General features: G+C 35.9%; 13 protein-coding genes. 10 read left to right on the top strand and 3 right to left on the bottom strand.

Going from position 1 to position 21,648, the window contains the following annotated elements:
- Nucleotides 1–53: 53 nt before the first annotated feature.
- From ACFSSE_RS10830 to ACFSSE_RS10840, 3 genes are all read right to left on the bottom strand, one after another.
- Nucleotides 54–425, bottom strand: a complete 372-nt coding sequence (locus ACFSSE_RS10830; RefSeq protein ID WP_379045450.1) for a GNAT family N-acetyltransferase — start codon at nt 423–425, stop codon at nt 54–56.
- Nucleotides 426–548: 123 nt separating this feature from the next.
- Nucleotides 549–2,177 (bottom strand): right-handed parallel beta-helix repeat-containing protein, encoded by a 1,629-nt coding sequence (locus tag ACFSSE_RS10835; protein ID WP_379045453.1) that lies wholly within the window; start codon nt 2,175–2,177, stop codon nt 549–551.
- Between the two features lie 147 nt (nt 2,178–2,324).
- Nucleotides 2,325–3,989: a T9SS type A sorting domain-containing protein gene (locus ACFSSE_RS10840; RefSeq protein WP_379045456.1), complete on the bottom strand. Its 1,665-nt coding sequence runs from the start codon at nt 3,987–3,989 to the stop codon at nt 2,325–2,327.
- 272 nt (nt 3,990–4,261) lie between these two features.
- Here ACFSSE_RS10840 and ACFSSE_RS10845 point away from each other — a divergent pair, with 272 nt between their 5' ends.
- The 10 genes from ACFSSE_RS10845 to ACFSSE_RS10890 all read left to right on the top strand — a co-directional run bounded on the left by ACFSSE_RS10845 (nt 4,262) and on the right by ACFSSE_RS10890 (nt 21,643).
- Nucleotides 4,262–6,091 carry a rhamnogalacturonan lyase gene (locus tag ACFSSE_RS10845; protein WP_379045459.1) on the top strand — a complete coding sequence of 610 codons (1,830 nt, stop codon included), beginning with the start codon at nt 4,262–4,264 and terminating at the stop codon, nt 6,089–6,091.
- Nucleotides 6,088–7,947, top strand: coding sequence for a rhamnogalacturonan lyase (locus ACFSSE_RS10850; protein WP_379045462.1), 1,860 nt, complete (start codon nt 6,088–6,090; stop codon nt 7,945–7,947). The genes ACFSSE_RS10845 and ACFSSE_RS10850 overlap by 4 nt, the downstream gene beginning before the upstream one ends.
- Nucleotides 7,948–8,949, top strand: a complete 1,002-nt coding sequence (locus ACFSSE_RS10855; protein WP_379100894.1) for a glycosyl hydrolase — start codon at nt 7,948–7,950, stop codon at nt 8,947–8,949.
- Between the two features lie 4 nt (nt 8,950–8,953).
- Entirely contained in the window at nt 8,954–11,284 is a 2,331-nt protein-coding gene (locus ACFSSE_RS10860) for a sugar-binding domain-containing protein (protein ID WP_379045468.1), read from the top strand.
- A gap of 2 nt (nt 11,285–11,286) precedes the next feature.
- Nucleotides 11,287–12,051, top strand: coding sequence for a rhamnogalacturonan acetylesterase (locus ACFSSE_RS10865; RefSeq protein WP_379045471.1), 765 nt, complete (start codon nt 11,287–11,289; stop codon nt 12,049–12,051).
- 349 nt (nt 12,052–12,400) lie between these two features.
- A complete protein-coding gene (locus tag ACFSSE_RS10870) occupies nt 12,401–13,183 on the top strand; it encodes a rhamnogalacturonan acetylesterase (RefSeq protein WP_379045474.1) in 783 nt (260 codons plus the stop codon).
- Nucleotides 13,184–13,325: 142 nt separating this feature from the next.
- Entirely contained in the window at nt 13,326–14,942 is a 1,617-nt protein-coding gene (locus ACFSSE_RS10875; protein WP_379045477.1) for an arylsulfatase, read from the top strand.
- A gap of 184 nt (nt 14,943–15,126) precedes the next feature.
- Nucleotides 15,127–16,272 (top strand): glycoside hydrolase family 88/105 protein, encoded by a 1,146-nt coding sequence (locus ACFSSE_RS10880; RefSeq protein ID WP_379045480.1) that lies wholly within the window; start codon nt 15,127–15,129, stop codon nt 16,270–16,272.
- A gap of 53 nt (nt 16,273–16,325) precedes the next feature.
- Nucleotides 16,326–18,674: a glycoside hydrolase family 31 protein gene (locus ACFSSE_RS10885; protein WP_379045483.1), complete on the top strand. Its 2,349-nt coding sequence runs from the start codon at nt 16,326–16,328 to the stop codon at nt 18,672–18,674.
- A gap of 5 nt (nt 18,675–18,679) precedes the next feature.
- The gene (locus ACFSSE_RS10890; protein WP_379045486.1) at nt 18,680–21,643 is read left to right on the top strand and encodes a glycoside hydrolase family 2 protein; all 2,964 of its coding nucleotides are present in this window, start codon (nt 18,680–18,682) and stop codon (nt 21,641–21,643) included.
- Nucleotides 21,644–21,648 lie beyond the last annotated feature (5 nt).

The raw sequence follows: 21,648 nt of genomic DNA on the forward strand, positions 1-21,648 counted from the left end.
TGTGCTTTCTTTCCCATGCCCTAAAATATAAAATATATACGGCTTTATAAAACTTAATTGGTATTATTAATTTTTTTAGCTAAGTCGATAACAAATTCAAGAACGATTTTACCTAATCCTTTTCCAGTTGCCTCTTTTATAAAGTAAATCCGCTCCAATTCTAAAGCGTCAATTGAAGAGTAATCCGTTACTTCACTATCTAAATTCAATTTTAAAAAGCCAACGAGTTTTTGTTGATAATAGAGTAAATAAAATGGTGAGTTTGGATTAGATAATTCCTTTTGTAATTGAGTTAAACTGAAATTGGTGCTGATGGATTTCACGCCTTCATCATCCCATAAATAAGTATAATGGTCTTGGTAAGATGTTTTAGCAATAAATAGTAAATCGTTTATATCTTCTGCTAGGCAGGTTTTTATCTCCATAAAAAAACTATAATCGTTATTATTTTTAATAAGAACAAAAGTTTAATTCTTTGAAGTATTACATCTTATTAAATAAAAGCCATGTGGTAATTTTTTATCAATTTACACATGAAACAAACCTATCTATAAGTTTTTAATAAATTTTGTACTAACCAAAGATAAATTGTTACTTATCAAACTTAAGTTAAGAATATAAGAACCCTGATTTAACTCTGAAATATCTATCTGAATAGTTTCTTTAATGAATAAAATTTCCTCTTTAACACATTTACCGTCTATGGCAAAAATCTTTAAAATAACAGCTTCATTTTGGTTAGTAAGCGTGATGTTTAAAGAATCGTTACATGGATTAGGGTATAATTTAAAACATTTATAAGTGGGGTACTTTTCTATTCCGGTAGTGATAGATTTAAATTCACTGTAACCTAAATCTGGCTTAGTGCCTTCAAAAGCTATTCCAATATCAATTCCTGCATCAATTAAATCGCTTCCAGACACTAATTTCATGAAATTAATATCGGGTAAATCCCCGTTTTCTTTTCTAGGTTGAGTAAGTTGTACTAAATCTAAGCTAACAAAATCACTATTGTTAACGGTAACAGGTAAAGTGAAATAGTTGAAAGATACATCGCATTTTGGGGCATCTATCTCAGTAGTTTCTTTACTTCTAGCAGCAAAACCTAAATTATTTTTCATCACATGGTCATAACCTGGTACATCTGTTAAATAATCGGTGCTAGTAGCAGCTTTTCTATTGAGCATATTATAATTAGATGCGTTTAGGTAGGCAGTATTATTATACCAATAATTACCAGCTAAGTGATGGTTAGCATAGAAACCATTTGCTTTATTTCTTACGGCTAAGCAAAATTTTGTAGTGTTTTTTGGTATTATATTAGGTATTCTATCTAGACTGGCAGATCCATATCCGCCAACTTTAAATCCATTTCCATCGCCCAAGCTGGTAAAGCTTGTAGAATAGCCATTGTAAAAAGCCCAGCAATTTTCAAATACAGTTGGTGCATTTGCGCTGATACAATCATAACCATCATCACTATTAAACCATGCTCGGCAGCCTCTAAAAATATTGTTGGTATGAGATGACGATGAAGGGTGATTTCCAAAACCATCTGTATTTCCCCCCAATTTATTTCCTGATACATAATCATGATTATTATATGCGTCACAATTTAAAATCAAGTTGTTAGCGCCCTTGGTTAAATAAAATCCAATAGCTTGTCCATCATGCATGCTTAGGTGTTCATAAATGTTGTTATTGCCTTGGTTTTCAAAGCAAATAGATTGTGTATGGGTAAGAATAGTTACCTGTACACCTACTACTTCTAACCCTTTTAAATGAATAAAAGAGCCCACAACTTCAAAAGCATGTACTCTATAATTTAAGGGTTTAACATTGCTATGATTAAAAACTGGTTTTTCTCCTGGATAAGCCCAATATTTTATTGTTTTACCAGCAGTTCCGCTCTTATTTAAATAAGTTACGTATGCAAAAATGCTCGATTTTAAAGCAATTTGGCTTTCTGTCATCATATAAGTTCCACCTCTAATATAAACAGTATCGCCAGCGCTCACTACATCTTGCGATCTTTGGATGGTTAAAAAAGGAGATGTTATGGTGCCTGTATTGATATCGCTTCCTGTTGGGGCCACATAATATTTAGCAGCATAGTTAGGGAAATAAGCTAAAAGCAATATAATAAACAAAAAGTATCTATGTATTTTTGTAATCATTTATTTTACAGTTATTTAATAATATTGTGAATGATACATTTTCTAAAATATTAGATTTTCAGCTTTCAACGGTATTTTAAAGATTAGAAAAAAAGCGAGCTTGGTTACCCAAACTCGCTTTTCTTAAAAAGTACTTAACAGAGTTATTTATTGTACAACAACTTTCAATCTTTCGAGAGAATTTCCAGAACTGATGTTTAAAAAATACATTCCTGGTTTTAATTCATTTTTGATTTTTAATTCATATCCAGCTTCTCCTACGTTATCCACAGATTCTTCATGAACAATTTTACCATCACTTGAAAAAAGAGTTAGTTTAGTATTACTAACACCTTGTTTTAGTTTAACAAAAACAGAAGCAGAGCTTTTAATTGGATTTGGATAAATACTAGATGAAATTTCATTAGTATTGAAAGAGAAATTAGCAAACCTAACACCTTCATCTTTTACTGTTCCATTTAAATCATATTGTAAAAGTTTATAGTAATTTGTTCCATTAAAAGGGTAATAATCATCAACACTATAAATTGATGAGCCCTTTGCTTTCACGCTTGCAATTTTAGTAAAGTTTATACCATCTACAGACTTTAAAACTTCAAATCTATCGTTATTTGTTTCAGACAAAGTGGTCCAAGAAACTCTCACCTTATTGCTTTCATTTTTTGCAGTAAAGGATGTTAACGCTACTGGCAAAACACCAGTATCATTTAAATTTGTAGTACCCAAAACAGTAATGGTTGCATAGTTATTTACCGTTGTGTTTGCACTTAAGGTTAAATTATTAAAAGTGATGTTCCCTCCGTTAATGGAAGCCTCTCCAACGGCTCTATCTTTATTGAAAGTTACATTTGTATTTCCTGTTTGAGTAGCATTAACAGACCTAAAACTTATGGGTGAAACTACAGTTAAATTCCCTCCTAATAAAAGTGTTTGAGCTGTTGCTCCACCACTAAACATATTTGAACCGCTTCTAAAATTTAATAGATTTTCTATTGTAACTGATCTTGCCGTTGTGTTATTACCAACTTGAAAATAACTTCCTGCAAAAACTGCTGGTGCAGAAGTGTATCCAGCTCCAGCATTGGTTATAGTCATTGCTTCAATACCTACTTTAGCACCGAAACTGGCTCCGGTACCACCAGGAATAGCTGGTGTACCAGCAATAACATCCTCAGCAATTCCAGGATCTGCAATAGTAATTGCTGGTATTGCTAAATAACCAGAACCTTGATTAGTTATATTTATACCTGTTATTTTTCCACCAGAAATAATTGCCTGACCTGTAGCAGTAGTTCCTCCTCCTGGTGAAGCAGCAAATGTAACAGTTGTAGCAGATGTATAACCACTACCACCAAAATTAAAATCAATTCCGGTAACTTTATAAGAAGTTACAGATGCTGTGGCACTTGTTGTTGCACTTCCTTGAAAAACAATTGGCGGTATACTAGATAATTGTCCAGCATTAACAATTGTTAAACCTGTAACAGCACCAGAAACTATTGTAGATGTTATAATTGCTGCATTTCCTTCTCCTACATTTAATGTTCCAACAACAATCCCGTTAGAGTTAGAGGTTATCCCTACCCCGTCCCTTATTGTTACAATTGATCCTGTGCCAGGAGGGGTAGAGGTGTTTGCCCATCCTGCAGCAGCAGTATAAGTTTGCCAAGTATTTGTTGCAGTAAAGCCAGAGTAAACTACCCTTGTTCTAAACTCACCATCAGATTGGGCATTAACTGCCAATCCTGTTATCGTAAATAAATTTACAATAAGGGCAAAACGCCCCGTCTTTTTAAGTAAAAATTTTTTCATTTTGTTTATAATTTTTTTTGGTCATTAAATGTAGAAAGGAAAAAATAAATCGGCAACCTGATTCATCCTGTACATGTGTATTTTTTTTGTAAAAAAAATATATTGTAAAAATTTATCAGGATGGAGCATGATGCAATAAAAATCTATAATTCTTATCTTTAAAAACCAATTATAGAATAAATGATCTTTTAATGCTTTTTTTAAAAATTAAGTTAGCTGTCGTAACAATAATTCTTTTTCTTCAACAAACGTCAATTTTTGCACAAAGGCAAATGGAATATTTAGATAGAGGATTAATTGCTTTACAAAATAGTCCTCAAAGTGTTTATGTAGGCTGGCGAATTTTTGCTAATGATAATCCTGAAATAGAATTCTCACTTTATAGAAAAGAGGAAGGAAAAAAGCCTGTCAAACTAAATAAACCAGCTCAATCAAATAACTACATTGATAATTTTAGTGGTCCTGTTAAATCTTGTGAGTATATTTTGTATTCCGTTATTAAGGGAAAAGAAACTTTATTAAAGCAAATCAAATTCAATCCATCCAATCAAAATCAAGCTTATTTAGCCATTCCATTGCAAATTCCAAAAGGTGGTACAATTGAAGGAAGTGATTATACTTATTCAGCTAACGATGCAAGTGTGGGTGATTTAGATGGTGACGGGCAATATGAAGTCATCCTAAAATGGGAACCTTCTAATGCTAAAAACCCACCTCAATTAGGTTTTACAGGTCATCAGCTTTTAGATGCTTATACTTTAGAGGGCAAGCTTTTATGGCGAATTGATTTAGGTAAAAACATCCGCTCTGGGGCAGCTTATACTCAGTTTTTAGTTTATGATTTTGATAATGATGGTCGTTCTGAATTGATTTGTAAAACAGCAGATGGAACCATTGATGGGACTGGAAAAGTTATTGGAGATGCAAATAAGGACTGGAGAAATTATGATTCTAAAAGTGTTTTTCATGGTAAAATAGCAGAAGGCCCTGAGTACATTACTGTTTTTGATGGCTTAACTGGAAAAGCAATTGATACCCAAATTTATACTTCATCAAGGTATCCATTAGATGGTTGGGGCGGAATTGGTGGCAACGGTGGAAATGATAATTCGGCTAGCCGTTCAGATAGATTTACCGCTTGTGTGGCTTATTTAGATAGTAAAAAGCCTAGCGCTGTAATGGTGCGTGGCTGGTACGGACGTTCGGTTTTATCAGCATGGGATTTTGATGGGAAAAAACTAAATCAACGTTGGATTTTTGATTCAGAAAATGATAAAAATCCATATTCAGGAATGGGAAATCATAACCTTTCGGTTGCTGACGTAGATAATGATGGTAAAGATGAAATCTGCATTGGCGCCATAACGGTTGATGATAATGGAAAAGGTTTATACACAACAGGTTTGCGCCATGGCGATGCTTTACATTTAACAGATTTAGACCCTGATAGACCCGGTTTAGAAGTTTTTGGCATCCACGAAAGTGAAGGTAAAACCGAAGCTTTGATGACACCCGGAGTAGCTCAATTTGATGCTAAAACCGGAGAGGTTTTATGGAGTAAAAGTCCTGGTGTGGATGTGGGAAGAGGTGTTGCTGCAGATATTGACCCCACAAAACGAGGATATGAAAATTGGGGTGGCCCCGGTGGTCTAAGAGATATAAAAGGAAATACCATTTCACAAACTGGACCTAAGTCAACAAATTTTTTAGTTTGGTGGGATGATGATTTAACTCGGGAACTGTTAGATAAAAACTACATCGAAAAATGGGATCATAAAACCCAAAAAGTAGAAAGAATTTTTACCGCCGAAGGTGCTGTTTCTAATAACGGTACAAAAGCAACGCCTTGTTTAACTGCTGATATTTTTGGCGATTGGAGAGAAGAAGTTATTTGGCGTTCTGCAGATAATAAAGAGCTTAGAATTTATACGCCAACCACGCTTTCAACCCATAATTTTTACACCTTAATGCATGATCCTCACTATCGTTTAAGTGTGGCTTGGCAAAATACATCATACAATCAGCCGCCGCATACAGGTTTTTATTTAGGTGCGGAAACTAAAGCGTTTCCAAAACAAAACATCATAATTCTTAAAAAATGAAAAAGTTGATTTATCCCTTTCTATTGGTTCTTTTTTGTTCATGTGCCTCTTTAGCACAACGTCAAATGGAATATTTAGATAGAGGTTTAATAGCTGTTAAGGAAAATAACGGAAAAGTATTTGTGAGTTGGCGTGTTTTAGGGACCGATTTAGATGGAATAGCTTTCAATCTCTATAGAAAAAGCGGAGAACAATCTCCAATAAAACTTAATGAAAATCCTATTACAGGTGCTACAAATTTTATCGATTTTAAAGCTGATTCAAACGTTAACAATTCTTATTTTGTAAAAAGCATTTTAAAAAATAAAGAAACTGAAGAAGCTGGCAGTTTTACCATCGCTGCAAAAGCGCCAATCCAACAATACTTAGCTATCAAACTAAAAAGCATTGCTGGTTATCAACCAAATGATGTTTCTGTTGGAGATTTGGATGGAGATGGTCAATATGATATTGTTTTACACCAAGCAGGACGAGGTAGAGATAACGCTTCAACAGGTTTAACAGACCCTCCAATTTTTCAAGCTTATAAATTAGACGGAACCCTTTTATGGGAAATCAATTTAGGTAAAAACATTCGAGAAGGCGCACATTATACCCAATTTATGGTGTATGATTTAGATGGAGATGGCATAGCCGAGTTTGCTTGTAAAACTGCTGATGGTACTAAAGACGCTAAAGGGACAGTAATTGGTGATGCAACCAAAAATTGGGTGGATACGGATCCTCGCTCTAGAACTTTTGGGAAAATAATCACTGGTCCAGAATATTTCACTGTTTTTAGTGGTAAAACTGGAGCGGCTTTAGCAACTACAGATTACATCCCAAGTAGAGGAAACATCGGTGAGTGGGGAGGACTTGGTGGAAACGGCAGAAATGACAATACTGGAAATCGGGTGGATAGATTTACGGCTTGTGTGGCTTATTTAGATGGGGTACGCCCAAGCGTAGTCATGTGCAGAGGTTATTATGGACGTACAGTTTTAGCTGCCTATGACTTTAGAGACGGTAAATTAACTACAAGATGGGTTTTTGATTCCGAAAATGCGGCAAATCCTTATTCAGGGATGGGGAATCATAATATTTCTGTTGCTGATGTTGATCAAGATGGTAAAGATGAAATCATTTTCGGAGCCATGGTAGTAGATGATAATGGCAAAGGTTTATTTACAACTGGTTTCCGTCACGGAGACGCCATTCATGTTTCTGATTTAGATCCTGAAATTCCAGGTCAAGAGGTTTTTGGAGTTCATGAAATTGAGGATGGAACCAAAGGTCCGGGTGTGGTTTTGTATGCTGCCACGGATGGAAAAGTTTTGTTTACTGCTCAGGATAATACAGATGTAGGTAGAGGAGTTGCCGCAAATATTGATACTACCAGAGTTGGAGCGCAAATGTGGTGGTCTGGCGGAAACGGCTTGTATGACATCAAAGGAAATAAGATTGGTCCAAATCCATCATCGGTTAACTTCTTAATTCATTGGGATGGCGATGCTAGCAGAGAATTACTAAACAGTAATAACATCGATAAATACGGTAAGGGGAGAATTTTCACTGCAACGGGTGCATCATCAAATAATGGAAGTAAATCAACCCCAGCTTTATCAGCAGATATTTTAGGAGACTGGCGAGAAGAACTCATTTTAAGAAGCACTGACAATACTGAACTCCGAATTTATTCAACCACCATTCCAACTGTTATCAAACAATACACTTTAATGCATGATGCTCAGTATCGTTTAGGCATTGCTTGGCAAAATGTGGGTTATAATCAACCTCCGCATACTAGTTTTTATATGGGAAAAGGAATGAAACCAGCTCCAAAACCAAATATTAAATTAACACCTGCTAAAAAGTAAATGAGGATATTTTGCTATATATTTTTGTTGTTGAGCATTATTTCTTGTTCATCATTAAAGAAAAATAATCAGCTTCAGTTAGCTGATAAACCTCTTTTCAGAGATCCAATTTATGATGGTGCCGCAGATCCTGTTATCGTTTTTAACAAAAAAACCAATAAATGGGTCATGTTTTACACCAACAGAAGAGCAAAAGGCGAAGGTTATGACGGTGTAACTTGGGTTCATGGAACAAGAATTGGCATAGCCGAATCTAAAGATGGCTCAAAGTGGGCTTACGCCGATACTGCAAACATCAATTATAGAAATAAAGACTATACCCATTGGGCACCAGAAGTGATAGAAAATGAAGGTATTTATCACATGTATTTGACTTATGTTCCAGGCATTTTTACTGATTGGCAGCATCCTCGATATATCCTGCATTTGACTAGTAAAGATATGTTCGATTGGAAGTTTGAAAGTAAACTCCAATTGGCAAAAGATAAAGTGATTGACGCTTGTGTTTATCCACTGCCAGAAGGCGGATGGCGAATGTGGTACAATAATGAGAATGATGGAAAATCGGTTTATTATGCCGATAGCAAAGATTTGTACAACTGGACTGATAAAGGAAAAGCACTATCAACAAGAGGCGAAGGGCCAAAAGTTTTTAGATGGAAAGATAAATATTGGATGGTGGTAGATATGTGGCGAGGATTAGGAATTTATAGTTCTGATGATTTGATGAAATGGACAAAGCAGCCTGATAATATTTTAGAAATTCCGGGTACTGGTGTTGATGATGGCGTAATGGGTGGTCACCCAGATGTGGTAGTTCGTGGCGATAAAGCCTACATTTATTACTTTACACATCCTGGCCGTACGCCAGAAAACAAAGGAAAAGATGGTTTTGAACAAAGAAGAAGTTCTATTCAAATAGCCGAATTAAAATACGAAAACGGAGTTATCACCTGCGATAGAAATGCGCCAGTTTATCTAAATCTCAACATCAAAAACTAAAATTATGAAATATATAAAGTCAGTATTATTTATATTTTTTACCACAGTTAGTTTTTTGAGTTTTGCTCAAAATGCAAATTCAAGAGTTGAAGCTTCTTTTGATAACGATTGGAGCTTTAAACAAGAAGATGTTGTAGGGGCCGAAAAGCCAGAATATGCTGACGCTGGGTGGAGAAAATTAAGTGTTCCGCATGATTGGAGCATTGAAGGAGAATATGATAAGCTAAATGCAACTGGCCGTGGTGGCGGATATTTGCCATCAGGAATTGGTTGGTATCGCAAAAGATTCACGCTAGCCGATGATCAAAAGGATAAGAAAATCTCCATCGAATTTGATGGTGTATTGGCTAATTCAGAAGTTTTTATTAATGGAAAATCTTTAGGTAAAAGACCGAATGGCTACAGTGGTTTCAGTTATGATTTAACTTCTTTCCTAAACTTCGGTAAAGGAAAATCAAATGTCATCGCTGTAAAAGCCGATAATTCTGTTCAGCCAGCTTCAAGGTATTATGCCGGAGCAGGAATTTATCGTCATGTACGTTTGGTAACTACAAATCCTATTCATTTTGACCATTGGGGAGTTTTTGTAAGAACAAAAAAGTCTGATGCAAAGCAAGCCGAATTGAGTGTAGAAATGAATTTAACAAATGAAAGTAACAGTCCATCATCGGTCGAATTACAAGTCAGCATCATCTCGCCGTCAGGTAAAACGGTAAAAACAATCACCTCTACAAAGCAAAATTTAACTGCTTCCGGAAAGCTAAATTACGCCCAACTCTTAACAATAGACCAACCAGAACTTTGGGATGTAGAAAGTCCTAACTTGTATAAGGCTGTAACAAAAATCATTTCAGGTGGAAAAGAAATCGACCAAAAAACCACAGAATTTGGAATAAGAGAAGCCAGATTTGAAGCTGCTAGTGGGTTTTGGTTAAACGATAAAAACATCAAAATAAAAGGGGTGTGTTTACATCACGACGCAGGAAGTTTGGGTGCTGCGGTTCCATTATCAGCTTGGGAAAGAAGATTTAAATTATTGAAAGAAGTTGGCGTAAACGCAATTAGAGTTGGGCATAATCCAGCTTCGCCAGAGTTTATGAGTCTTTGTGATAAAATGGGTATCATGGTAATGAATGAAACTTTTGATACTTGGACCACTAGCAAAAATAATGGAGAAAACGGATACAACCTTTATTTTAAAGATTGGTGGGAACGTGATACTCGCGATTTAGCTTTGCGAGATAGAAACCATCCATCAGTAGTGATTTATAGTGTGGGTAACGAGATTAGAGATAATTTAGACAGCCCAGAAGGCTTTAAAAAATATAAAGACCAACAAGATTTAATTCATAGTATTATTCCAGATATGCCGGTAACTATGGCTTTGTTTCGTCCATCAGCATCTAAGGTTTACACCAATGGCTTTGCCCAAACAATGGATATTGTTGGTCAAAATTATAGAGAAAGCGAATTGGTTAATTTTCATGAAGCCAATCCAACACAAAAAGTAATTGGTACAGAAAACGGACATACACAAGCAGGTTGGTTAATTTTAAGGGATAAACCATACATGGCTGGTCAGTTTTTATGGACTGGTTTTAATTATTTAGGTGAAGCAGATTGGCCAGAAGTAACCAATAATCAAGGCTTATTTGATATATCAGGAAGATGGAGAACAGAAGGTTTACAACGCCAAAGTTGGTGGAGTGATAAACCTGTTGTGCATTTGGTAAGAAGAGATGATAATGCAGGAAAAGGAGATTGGGTTGCCAATTGGACACCATCAGATTTTGATACTTATGACATTGCAAATGTCCAAGTTTACAGCAACTGCGAAGAAGTCGAGCTGTTTTTAAATGGAAAATCTCAAGGTGTAAAACCAAAACCAGCCAATGATTCCCCAAGAAATTGGGAATTGAATTTCGAAAAAGGAACCATAAAAGCGGTTGGTAGAAATGGAGGTAAAGATGTGAGTTTTGAGGAGTTTAAAACAGCTTTTGAACCTGCTAAAATTGTTTTAGAAGTAGAGAAATCTAGTATAAGTAATAATTGGGATGATGTAGTTTACGTTACCGCAAAAGTGGTTGATAAAGACGGAAATCTTTGTCCAAATGCAACTCCTTTGATTAATTTTAGCATAAGTGAAAATGCCGAAATTGTTGCCGTCGAAAATGGTTTTAACGCCAGTCATGAAAAGTTTAAAGACACTAAACGTTTTGCTTATAAGGGTTCATGTAATGCTATTATTAGAGCAAAAGCATCAAATGGCGAAATTACTATTACGGCAAAATCAGAGGATTTAACCTCAGGAACAACAAAAATCAGCATCAAATAAAAATGAAAAAATCTTATTTATACCTATTTGCAATAGTTATTACGGCTTGTGTGGCATTAAAGCCAGCCAACAAACCAACGCTTTATTTAATTGGAGATTCTACAGTTAGAAATTCAAATAAAGACATGTGGGGTTGGGGCTCTTTATTGCCAGATTTATTTGATACCACCAAAATCAGCATTCAAAACAATGCCATGGCTGGGAGAAGTACTAGAACTTTTATTAAAGAAAAGCGATGGGTAAAAGTCTTGAGCATGTTAAAACCTGGCGATTATGTGATGATGCAATTTGGGCATAACGAAGGCAGTAAGCCAGATACTTCAAGAAATGGATACAGAGGGGTTTTAAGAGGAATTGGAAAAGATTCTGTTAATTTAAATTGGAAAGACGGAAGTGTAGAAACCGTTTATACTTACGGACAATATTTAAGAAAATTTGTAGACGAAGCCAGAGCAAAAGGTGCAACACCAATCATTTTATCAATGATTCCAAGAAACGATTGGAAAGACGGAAAAGTAATATTAGCCGATAAGGATTTCGGTTTATGGGCACAACAAATAGCCGAAGAAAAGAATGTTACTTTTATCAATCTCAACAAAATTACAGCAGATAAATACAACGCCATGGGGCCAGAAAAAGTAAAACCATTCTTCCCCAACGAGCATACCCATACCAACAAAGACGGCGCAAAAATGAACGCCGAATCTGTAGTAGACGGCTTAAAATTATCGAAGGAAAAGAAATTGAAAAAAGCTTTGAATGGTTAATAGTAAGTTTGAAGTAAAAGGTTGAACAATAAAAGTGTAAGTTTAAAAGGACCGGCCTTAGAAGATTTGGAAACAGAGTCCAATAAATCTTTAGCAGAAACCTAAATAAACCACAGCAATTAAACAATCCGAATAAGTGGTGTAGAATCATAAAAATAGCAATAACATTCACACGGCTCCGGATTGTACTTAAAAGATTTATTGAGGCTATGTGAACAAATATTCGTTAGCCTTGATTTTTTGGTTACTTTTTCATCAAGGGAAAAGTGACTAGAGTTGGCCGCTCATGAGGCCGGAAAGCCATGAGCGTAAAAGCCTAAAAAGTACAATAAGAAATAAAAATATCATTATGAACAAAACCCATAAACTAAGCCTCATCACATTATCCTTAATAATTTTCGCATGTACAGCATTAAAAATCGCCAATAAACCAACGGTTTACCTCATTGGAGATTCAACCGTTAAAAACGGAAGAGACAATGGCGCTGGCGGTTTATGGGGTTGGGGACACTTCATCGGCGACTTATTTGATCCAAAAAAAGTAGAGTTTAAAAACCATGCTTTAGGCGGTACAAGTACCAAAACATTCAGGGCTTTAGGTTTATGGGATAGCGTTTTGGTAAAAATGAAACCTGGTGACTATGTCATCATGCAATTTGGGCATAACGATAGCAGTCCATTAGATGATACCGCCAGAGCAAGAGGAACCATCAAAGGAAATGGAGATGAGAGCCAAGAAATCTACAATCCCATCTTAAAAAAGAAAGAATTGGTGCATAGTTACGGCTGGTACATTCGTCAGTTTGTGCGAGAAACCAAAGCCAAAGGTGGTATTCCAATCGTTTGTTCGCTCATTCCCCGCAACTCGTGGAACAACGGAAAAGTGAACCGATCTGAGTATATAGAGTGGGCTCGAGCTGCAGCCATCCAAGAAAATGCATATTATATAGATTTAAATAAACTCATTGCCGATGAATACAATAAAGCAGGTGAAGCGAAAGTAAATGAGCTTTATTTCGGGCCAAAAGACGCAACCCATACCATAGAAGAAGGTGCAAAATTCAATGCTCAAAAAGTGGTAGATGGGATCAAAGAAATTAAAGGGTTAAAGTTGGCTAAATACATTAAGTAGGATTTGAAATTTGTTAGATATAGCGTTTAAAATAATGAATTGGGCATTTTAACACGCTTTCCGCTATATCTTTTTGGCAGAAAAAGCCAAAAAGGATGCCGCTTCAATCGTTAATGCACCTAAACATGTAAACAAAATCAAAATGAATAAAACAGTAAAAATCATTTCATTTTTAACACTGTTAAATATCTCTTCACAATCATTTGCACAACAGCAAATCGCTAAAAAACATCCAAATATCGTACTCATTTTGGCTGATGATATGGGCTTTTCTGATATCGGAAGTTTCGGGTCCGAGACTCAAACCCCAGTATTAGATGAAATGGCAGCTAAAGGCTTAAAAATGACTAATTTTTATAACGCTTCACGCTGTTGTCCAACTCGAGCTTCCTTAATTACAGGGCTTTTTCAGCATCAAGCTGGAGTTGGAGATATGATGAATACTAGGCCAGAACCAGCTTATCAAGGATATTTAAATAGACAATCAGTTACCATTGCCGAAGCATTAAAAGAAGGTGGTTACGCAACCTTCATGACAGGTAAATGGCACCTCGGCCAAGCCAAAGAAAATTGGCCAACTCGTCGTGGTTTTGATCAGTATTTTGGTTTAATTGATGGTGCAAACAGCTATTTCGAAAACCGACCATATCGCCCAAATCAAAAATTAAGCATCGTTTTAAACGAAGAAGAATACAAAACCCCGTCTGATTATTATTCTACAAACGCCTATACAGATTTCGCCATAAAATTTATAGAAGAAAAACGTAAACCTAATCAGCCATTTTTCTTATTTATGGCTTATCAAGCGCCACATTGGCCATTACACGCTTTACCACAAGACATCGCCAAATACAAAGGTGAATTTATGCAAGGTTGGGATGTGTTAAGGCAGCAACGTTTTGAAAAGCAAAAGCAAATGGGTGTAATATCTAAAAATGAGAAACTCTCTCCTCGCGACCCAAACTTACCCGATTGGAACAGCCTCACTCAAAAACAAAAAGAAGATTGGGATGATAAAATGGCCGTTTATGCAGCTATGATAGACAGAATGGATCAAAACATCGGGAAACTAAAAGCAAAACTAAAAGAGCTGGGCGAGGAAGAAAATACAGTTTTCATGTTCCTTTCTGATAACGGAGGAAGTAACGAAACCATCAATAACACAGGCTTTTCTCCCCAAATTTTCAAAGCATCTAAAATGTTAGCCTCCAATAAATCATCCTTTACAGCTTATGGTTTCGAGGGTGCAAATGTAAGTAATACTCCTTTTCGTTCCTTCAAACATTGGGAATACGAGGGCGGCACTGCTACACCATTTATTGCTTATGGTCCAAATTATATCAAGCCACAACTTAACCATCAACCGGCTCATATTATTGATGTGATGAATACTTGTTTAGAATTGGCAGGTGTAAACTATCCCAAAACTTATAAAGGCAATGAAATCATTGCAACAACAGGAAAAAGTCTTTTACCCATCTTCCAAAAGAAAAAGTGGAAAGGACATGAAGCTTTGTTTTTTGAGCATGAAGGAAACAGAGCTTTACGAGCTAGAGATTGGAAACTGGTTTCAGAATATCCAAGTAACAATTGGGAGTTGTATAATTTAAAAAAGGACAGAATCGAGATGAACAACCTCGCCACAAAATATCCTGATAAGGTAAAAGAATTGACCAAATTATATAATGACTGGGCTACAAAAACAGGAGTTATCCCTTTTGAAGAATTAGACAAAAAACGACCTCAGGATAAGTTTTAGAGGTTTAATTAAGTAATGCATATTGCAAAAATAGCATTTAAATTATTGCAGGACAAAGCAGGTTGCTACATTGATTTAAAATCTCTAATATAGCATTCGAAATCAATTGAACCCCTTAGTTCTCTTAAACTTAATTTTGCTAACCAATAAACAAAATAATAATTTATTCAATATTATATACACTATGTTTAAATCAACAAATAAAATCATTGTATTAAGTTTAGTAGCCTTCACTTTATCATCCTGCAGTGTTCAAAAAAAGCAAACAGCAGCAAAAAAGGAAGATATTTTAAACGTAATGAGGCTTACCAATAGCTATTTTATGAACAAATGGCCAGATCCTTACAAGCCTATTTTTACAAACATCCAAAGACCAAGTAATATCTGGACAAGAGCCGTTTATTATGAAGGTTTAATGGAATTGTATAAGTTGGATAAAAATCCAAAATACTATGATTATGCAGTTGAATGGGGCGAAAAACATAAATGGGGATTAAGAAACGGGATCAAAACTCGTAATGGAGATGACCAAGCATGTGGTCAAACTTATATCGATTTATACTATATAGACAAACAGCCCGAGCGTATCAAAGACATCAAAGCAACTATGGATTTGATGATGGCGAACGGTAAAATCAACGATTGGACTTGGATTGACGCCATTCAAATGGCAATGCCTGTTTTTGCAAAATTGGGTGTTTTAGAAAATAACCCTGCTTATTTTGAGTACATGTACAAAATGTATATGCACACCAAAGAAGTTGAAGGAGGTGGTTTATACAATGCAAAAGAAGGTTTGTGGTGGAGAGATAAAGCTTTTGTGCCTCCATACAAAGAGCCAAACGGCGATGATTGTTACTGGAGTAGAGGAAATGGATGGGTTGTTGCAGCTTTGGTAAGGGTGTTAGATATCATGCCTAAAGATGGTCCGCACCGCGAAGAGTACTTGAAAACTTATTTAGAAATGATGAAAGCCTTAGTTCCATTACAAAGAGAAGATGGTTTTTGGAATGTGAGTTTAAACGACCCAAATAATTTTGGTGGTCCAGAAACTAGCGGAACAGCTCTTTTTGTTTACGGAATGGCTTACGGTATGAATAACGGTTTGTTAGACAAAGCGACTTATCAGCCTGTGGTAGAAAAAGCTTGGAATGCGATGGTAACAAAAGCGGTTCATCCAACTGGATTTTTAGGTTATATGCAAGGAACAGGAAAAGAGCCTAAAGATGGTCAACCAGTAACATACACCAGTATGCCTGATTTTGAAGATTATGGCTTAGGTTGTTTTCTTTTGGCTGGTGCCGAAGTTTATAAAATGGGGGGCAAATAATGCGAATGTTAAAACCGAAGTTTTTCCTTGTTTTCCTTTTTCTATTTGAGTTTTTGAATGTTCAAGCTCAAAGCAATTTCAAATCTGTAGTAAGAAAAGGAAATGAGTTTACCTTTCAAAATACAGATGGAGCTGTTAAAGTAGAATTTTGTACGCCTCAAGTTTTTAGGGTTCGATACAGTTGGGATGGTAATTTTGCAGCCAATGAGTATTTGATGGTTAACAAGTACGATTGGTCTACCGTAAACTTATCTCAAACCGAAGGTAAAGAAAGCATCACTTTACAATCCGATAGTTTGAAATTAATTATCAAAAAATCTCCTTTTAAAATTTCGGTTTACAACAAAAAGGATGTTTTATTAAATGAAGACGCTTTACCTGCAAAAAAACAAAATGCTGAAGTCGCTATCACTAAAACGATGCAAGCCAACGAGCATTTTTTCGGCTTTGGAGAGCGTATGGATTTTTTGGATAGAAAGGGAAAGCAATTACAATTAAATGTGGGTAGAGGAGAAGGATTACCACATGAAGTTGGCGCTTATAACATCCTAGAAGCTAATTATTGTCCTGTTACTTTTTTTATGAGTACCAAAGGTTATGGCATTTATCTCCATAATTCTTTCGCTTCTAATTGGGATATGGGTTTCTCAAATCCTGATGAATATAGTTTCTCCGCAGTTGATGGCGAGTTGGATTATTACTTTATGTACGGTCCTGATTTCCCGACTTTAATTGATAAATACACCAACATCACTGGCAAATCTCCCCTAATGCCAAAATTTGCTTTAGGCTTACATGTAGGAACTTATAGCGGTGGAACCTGGGGTCATGAAGAAATGACAAGCACCCAATATGTATTAGCTTTAGCTTCACGATTACGTTCACAAAATATTCCTGCCGATATCATTTGGCTAGATTCTACTTGGCGTTTGTTTGGAGAAAACGGGGGAAAAGGTGCAACCACTTTTGAGTGGAGAGACACTTTTAAAGATCCAAAATCAATGTTTGATAGCCTTTATGCCATGAACTTTAACATGGTTGGTGTGCATTTACGTCCAAGGTTTGATAATGCTAAAAAACTTAATTTATTAGATCAAGCTCGTGAGAAAGGATTTACCTATCCAGAAAACGGAAAACCCGGAGAATTTGTGAATTTCTTTGACCAAAAAGCAGTGGATTGGTGGTGGGAAAACGGGGTAATGAGAGTTGCTAAACAAGGCGCCATGTTTTTAAAAACCGATGAAGGTAGCGCATTTGGTAGACGAGCAAACGAAAGTGATAAAGTTGGCCCAACGGGTAGAGAAGCTGAGCGTTTACACAATCTTTTTCCTATTGCTTATGCAAAAGCACCTTATGAGAAATTTCAAGAGTTAAATAAAATAAGAGGCTTAAATCAAACCAGAGAAGGTTACTCAGGTATTCAAAGATATCCTTTCATTTTTGCTGGAGATTGGCCTAGCGAGTGGCAATATTTTGCTCCGGTAATAAAAGCAGGTTTAAATATCGGACTTTCTGGAGTGAGCAATTGGGCGCATTGTATGGGCGGTTTTGAGCATCCAGCCGACCCTGAATTGTACATCCGTTGGGTTCAGTTTGGGATGCTGTCTCCTGTGGCTTTGGTTTTTGGGATGGATCATCCAGGTTATAAAGAGCCTTGGAATTACGGCGAAGATGCGCTAAGGAATTTCAAATATTATGATCAAATGCGTTATCGCATGTTGCCTTATTTGTATTCAACCATGTATCAGAATTATAAAACCGGCATCCCAATGATGAGGGCTTTGGTTTTAAACCATCAAAATGATGTGAATACCTATCAAATTGATGATCAATACCTTTTAGGAGATAACCTAATGGTTTGCCCAGTTACCGTGAAATCAGCTAAAACAAGGTCCTTATATTTACCAAAAGGCACTTGGTTTGATTACTGGAGTGGTAAAAAATTGGAGGGTGGAAAATATATTCATGTGGTTGCGCCGCTTGATAGCATTCCTCTTTTCGTAAGAGGCGGTGGAATTATTCCAATGCAAAAGGATATGAAATATACCGATACTGAAGAAGTTAAAACCATCACATTAGCCATTTATCCTTCAGGTAAATCTAGTTTTGATTTATATGAAGATGAAGGTAAAAACCTTGATTACCAAAATGGAAAATTAGCAATTACTAAAATTAAAAGTGAAGAAACTACAAATGGTTTAAAAATCACAGTTGATAAACCTGTTGGAGATTTTAAACCAATCACTCATCAGTTTGAGGTGCAGATATTCGGGTTTACCAAAGCGCCAAAATCTGTAAAGATAGATGGTAAAGAATTGGCTTCTGCTAATTGGAGTTTTAATCAATCTAAAAATATGCTAAGCGTTAATGCCTCTGGAGCTTTTGAATTAATCATCAATTAATCAATATGAAAAAGATTATTTTATTGATTTCTATACTTGCTTTAACTATTGTAATGCAGATAGTTAAAGCTCAGGTTAGAGAGAAATATAATTTTAATCCCGAGTGGAAGTTGAAAGTATTTGATGATTCATTGGCCGCTCAACCAAATTATAATGATAATGATTGGCAAACCATCACTTTACCTCAAGCTTGGAATGAAGACGATGCTTTTCAAAAACCAATAGATAAACACAGCACAGGAATTAGTTGGTATAGAAAGCATTTCAAAATACCAGCAGACGCAGCAAACGGAAAAGTACTTTTAGAGTTTGAAGGTGTACGTTTTGGCACCGAAATTTGGATAAATGGTAAATTTGCTGGCATTCATGAAAATGGCGTAATGGCTTTTGGTATTGATGCAACACCATTTTTAAATCCAGCAAATCAAGAAAATGTGATTGCTTTACGTATTGATAACTCGTGGAATTATCATGAAAAAGCAACTAACTCCACTTGGCAGTGGAACAATAAAAACTTTAATGCTAATTATGGAGGAATGCCTAAAAATGTTTGGTTGCATACCACAGGAAACGTTTATCAAACCTTACCCTTATTTAGTAATTTAGGTACAACTGGGACTTATATTTACGCTTCCACTATCGATGTTTCAAAAAAATCAGCTAAAATCAATATAGAAAGTCAAGTTAGAAATGAATCGGCGCAAGCCAAAAGTATAGTTTTAGAAACTGAGGTTTTAGATTTAGAAGGGAAGTCTGTTGCAACTTTTACATCATCAACTCAAAGCATTTCGGCTGGAGAAACTCAAGAAATTAAATCATCATCAAATTTAAAAAACTTAGAGTTTTGGAGTTGGGGTTATGGATATTTATACACTGTAATTACTAGAATAAAAGCAGACAATCAAACCATTGATGAAGTAAAAACCAAAACAGGTTTTAGAAAAACCGAATTTAAAGACGGGATGATTTACCTAAACGATAGGGTTTTGGTAATGAAGGGCTATGCACAACGTACCAGTAACGAGTGGCCAGCAGTTGGGATGTCGGTACCTGCTTGGTTGAGTGATTATAGCAATAAATTAATGGTAGAAAGCAATGCGAATTTGGTCCGTTGGATGCATGTTACTCCTTGGAAACAAGATGTAGAATCTTCTGACAGAGTAGGTTTGATACAAGCCATGCCTGCCGGCGATGCAGAGTCTGATGTGAGTGGCAGACGATGGGAGCAGCGTAAAGAGTTGATGCGAGATGCCATTATCTACAATCGAAATAATCCTTCTATTATTTTTTACGAATGTGGAAATGAGTCAATTAGTGACGCACACATGGCTGAAATGAAGGAGATTAAATATAAATATGATCCTAATGGAGGCAGAGCAATTGGCTCTAGAGAGATGCTAAATAGCAAAGTATCTGAATATGGTGGCGAAATGTTGTACATCAACAAAAGCGATACACAGCCTTTATGGGCAATGGAGTATTCCAGAGATGAAGGTTTAAGAAAATATTGGGATGATTTTACACAGCCTTTCCATAAAAATGGGGCTGGTCCTTTGTATAATAATCAGGATGCAAGTAGCTATAATCGCAACCAAGATACTCATGCAATAGAAAATATTATAAGATGGAATGAGTTTTGGGTACAACGGCCAGGAACTGGTAAAAGAGTAAGTTCTGGTGGAGTAAACATCGTTTTTTCTGATACTAATACCCATTATAGGGGAGAAGAAAATTACCGTAGAAGCGGTGAAGTTGATGCCATGAGAATTCCGAAAGATGGTTTTTTTACCCATAAAGTAATGTGGGATGGCTGGGTTGATGCAAACCCAAAAGGTATGCACATGATTGGTCATTGGAATTATACCGATAGTGTGGTGAAAGACCAATATGTAGTTTCTGCAGCGCCAAAAGTTGAGCTATTTTTAAATGGAAAATCCTTAGGTTTTGGAGAAAGAAGCGAGAATTTCTTATTCACTTTTCCAAAAGTTAAATGGGAAGCAGGAACTTTAAAATCCATTTCTTATGATGAAAAAGGAAAGCAAATAGCCGAAAAATCTCTAGTAACTGCAAAAGCCGCTCAAAAATTGAAATTAACATTAATGCAATCTCCAACAGGTTTTAAAGCCGATGGTGCTGATTTAGTTTTAGTAGAAGTGGAAGTGATTGACGAAAACGGACAAAGATGTCCAACTGCTTTAAACATGATTAATTTTAATTTAGAAGGCCCAGCAGAATGGAAAGGTGGAATCGCTCAAGGCCCCAATAATTATATTTTATCACAAAGTTTACCAGTTGAGGGTGGTGTAAACCGAGTTTTAATCCGCTCCGCATTAGCCTCAGGTAAAATCAAACTAACGGCAACTTCTGATAAATTAGAAAAGGCAGTTTTAGAATTTGAATCAAAACCAATTGAGGTTAAAGATGGCTTATCTAAATTTTTCCCAGCTGATGGATTAACTCCTAATTTAGAGAGAGGTCCAACGCCAAAAGGAGCCTCATTTACACCAAGTAGAGAGACTTTACAAATTGTAAACGCTACCGCTGGCGCTAATGATAAAGATGTAAAAGCAAGTTTTGACAACAACGAACTTTCTAGCTGGACAAATGATGGCAAACTTTCAACCGCTTGGATTACTTATGAATTGGCTAAAAAATCAAGAGTTGATGAAGTAATTTTAAAACTAAATGGTTTCAGAACTCGTCAATATCCTATCAAAATAATGGTGGATGGGAAAGAGGTTTTCAATGGTTTAACAGATAGAAGTTTGGGCTATGTTTTGGTAAAATGTAAACCAATGGTTGGTAGTAAAGTAAGCATTTACTTAGTTGATGATTCTTTAGCCGATAATAAACCACAAATGGTTGAAATGAATGGTAAAAATCTAGACGATGGAAACAGTCCAGCTTTAAATGCAAAAGGAAGTTTAGCAATTATCGAAGCTGAAATTTATAAATCACTAATTAAATAGTATTA

It is taken from the genome of Pedobacter alpinus (assembly GCF_042684645.1).
In the GTDB taxonomy this organism is placed as follows: domain Bacteria; phylum Bacteroidota; class Bacteroidia; order Sphingobacteriales; family Sphingobacteriaceae; genus Pseudopedobacter; species Pseudopedobacter alpinus.